This window comes from Paenibacillus sp. OT2-17, assembly GCF_009827695.1.
GTDB lineage: Bacteria > Bacillota > Bacilli > Paenibacillales > Paenibacillaceae > Paenibacillus > Paenibacillus polymyxa_B.
This window is the reverse complement of record NZ_WUDQ01000423.1, coordinates 1-3,284: the sequence shown is the minus strand read 5'-3', so window position 1 is coordinate 3,284 and position 3,284 is coordinate 1. Positions and strand designations below refer to the sequence as shown.

Below are 3,284 nucleotides of genomic sequence, written 5' to 3'. Positions count from 1 at the left end.
ACGATAAAAGCTACCCGGTTTTTCATTGCCATTCGTCCTGTCTGAAGCGTAAAGGATACATCCGACAAATTAATGTCTTCAGAAGCTATCAAAAAATCTGAAAGCTCTTGTGCATACACTTTAAGACGATGATGATTCCTTGCAGATAATGGAATCAGATAGACAGCTTCTTTGTTCACAGAACTATCTTTAAATCGTTCTGATTCAGCATTGACTACAAATTGTTCGAAAATGGCATGAGCGTTAGTTCCGCCTATTCCAAAGGCGCTTAACGCCGCCCGATGAGGAGACGACGCCTTCTCCCATTTTTGGAGGCTATCTACAACATAAAAAGGTGAATCAGGAAAATTGATATCAGAGTTTGGTTTTTCGTAATTAAGTGAAGGAGGAATCTCATTATGGTATAAGCTTAAAGCAACTTTAATGCACCCCGCCAAACCTGCTGCAGTATCCAGATGCCCGATATTGGTTTTGACCGATCCAATACCGCAAAATTGTTTTTTGGTTGTATACTGCCTGTACGTTTCATTTAAGGCGGCAAATTCAACAGGATCGCCCAATTTTGTTCCAGTTCCATGCGTCTCGATATAACTGATAGATTCGGGATGAATTCGGGTTGATTCTATCGTCTTCTGAATAACCTCAGCCTGACCTTTGACACTTGGGGCATAAAACCCTAATTTGTCGGTTCCATCGTTGTTCACACCTACTCCCCGTAAAAGCGCATAAATATGGTCACCGTCTCTAATGGCATCTTGCGCTTTCTTCAGTAGAACAACCCCAACCCCTTCTCCACCAATCATTCCATCTGCCGACTCGTCAAAGGCTTTAATATGTCCGTCACTGGAAAAATTCAAGCCGGGTTGATGCACATAGCCTACACTGGTAAAAGGAAAGATCGTGGATGCTCCGACTAAAGCGTATTTGGCTTCACCGGATAACAGGCTTTGCGAAGCCAGACGCAATCCTACTAATGAGGAAGAGCAGTTCGAGTGCACAAACAGACTCGGACCTTTAAATCCCAATTTATGAGAGATCATAGTAGGAATTGTCCCACCCTGTGCTAAAATCCAGGTTACATATTCATCCGCGTTCTTCAGGACATTAGGCGATTGTGATGCCAAATTGGGAATAAATGCTTGATAGAAGCTGCTGCTTGCTGACATATACACACTGGTTTCAGGAATTTCTTTGCTAATATAGCCAGCATCCTCAACGGCTTTCCATGAATGCTGCAACAGCAATTTCATTTGAGGATCCATAAACTCTGCATTTTTCTGTGATAAGCTAAAAAACTCAGGGTCGAAATACTCTTTTCCTTCAATCGTGCATCGTCCGGGAACATAGCCTCGATTCCCGACGATTTCTTTTTCCAGCCCTAATCCAACCAATTCTTCCTCGGAAAAGAAGCGGACACTCTCCACCCCTGCTCTCAAATTGCTCCAAAACTCGGCATGGTTTTTGGCCCCCGGAAAATGGCATGAAATCCCTATAATTGCGAGACTATCCTCAAAATAATCTGGGTAGGATGGCTCGAGGTCATCTTCGCCTGAAACCATTTTCGGTAAGGCTGTATTTTCAGCTGTATCTGTTTGTTCCGGTGTATGTGATTGTTCCGTTTGAGAATCAACATTCTCGCTTCTTGTTTCTGTAATGTAGGCACTGAGTTCCTTAACTGTCGGATACTTGAACAATGCTGTCACCGAAATATCGCATTCCAACAATTCCTTGACCCTTCCGATCATCTCTGCTGCTGAAAAAGAATTCCCGCCTACGTCAAAGAAAGCATCATCTGTACTTAGATCATCAACATTCAGAAGTTTTTTCCACACCGCTAGAACCTGATGTTCAACATCTGATTGTGGTAAATGGATCTTTCTTGTTGTTGCTAACTCGATCCTGCGATTCATTAATTCTTTTCGATCTATTTTCCCATTAGGGGTCAAAGGCAGCTTATCTAGCTCTATAAAAAATGCTGGTATCATATAAAAAGGCAAGAAAGTTTTTAAATAGTTTCGCACTTCCTTCGGATCAAGAGGAGGCTTACCGGACTCGGAATTGTTCAGCAAACAGTAGGCAATAAGCTGCTTATTTCCCTCCTGTTCCTTGGCAATCACGACACAATCATCGATTCCTGGATATGTTCTGACCTGACCTTCAACTTCACTCAGCTCGATCCGAAACCCGCGAATTTTCACTTGATAATCCATCCGTCCCACATACTCAATAGAGCCGTCCGAAAGCCACCTGCATAAATCTCCAGTTCTGTAGAGCTTGGTTTCCGGATTGAATGGGTTGTCTATGAACTTTTCAGCCGTAAGCTCTGGCTGGTTCCAATAGCCTCTGGCCAATCCGCTGCCCGAAATAAAAAGCTCTCCCGGAAGACCGACAGGCACAGGTCTAAGATGTTTGTCCAAAATGTAAATCTGGGTGTTTGCGATAGGCTTACCGATCGAAATAGGCTTATCTGCGTCGATCTTTTGAATTGTAGACCAAATTGTCGTTTCAGTCGGACCGAACATATTCCATGCGTCACAGCTGTTATGAACAAAATAAGATTTCAACGTTTCCGAAAGGGCTTCCCCTCCGCAGAGAACTTTCATGTTCTCTTCGTTCTTCCAGTCGGCTTGAAAGAGCAGGGTCCAAGTCACAGGAGTAGCTTGCATAATTGTCGGTTTTATTCTTTGAATTTCCCGCTTAAGTCTTTCGGCATCCTTTATGTTTTTGGAGCTGCAAATATAGCATTGAGCCCCCTTAATCAAAGGCAGATATAATTCCAGTCCCGCTATATCAAAGCAATACGTTGTCACCGCAAGTAGTTTGTCCTGCTCTGTTAAACCGGGCTGCTCTCCCATGGAAATAAGAAAGTTGGTCAACGCTTTATGTGAAATCATGACCCCCTTGGGTTTCCCTGTACTTCCAGAGGTATATATCACATATGCCAAATGGTGAGGTTGCACTTCCCGTTTGATTGTCTTTCTACCCTTCACATCACTTTTCAGATGATCCCAGTCTTTATCAAGGACAATACAGCTAACGTTGTTCCCTTCCAAGCGTGACACTTTCTCCAACAACCCCAATTGCGTAATAACCAGTGAAACATTGGAATCCTGAAGCATATACTCCAATCGGTCCTCCGGATATTCCGGATCGAGCGGCACGTAGGCTCCACCGGCCATCAGGATTCCTAACAGCCCAATCACCATATCTAAAGAACGTTCCATGCAAATCCCCACAAGAGTATCAGGAGTTACCCCATGTTTCTGCAAATATAAGGCCAGCAA

At 43.6% G+C, this 3,284-nt stretch carries 1 protein-coding gene; it reads right to left on the bottom strand.

Going from position 1 to position 3,284, the window contains the following annotated elements; genetic code table 11:
* The coding region (locus GRP75_RS22400; protein WP_160790400.1) for an amino acid adenylation domain-containing protein at positions 1–3,284 on the bottom strand (3,284 nt) is incomplete at both ends.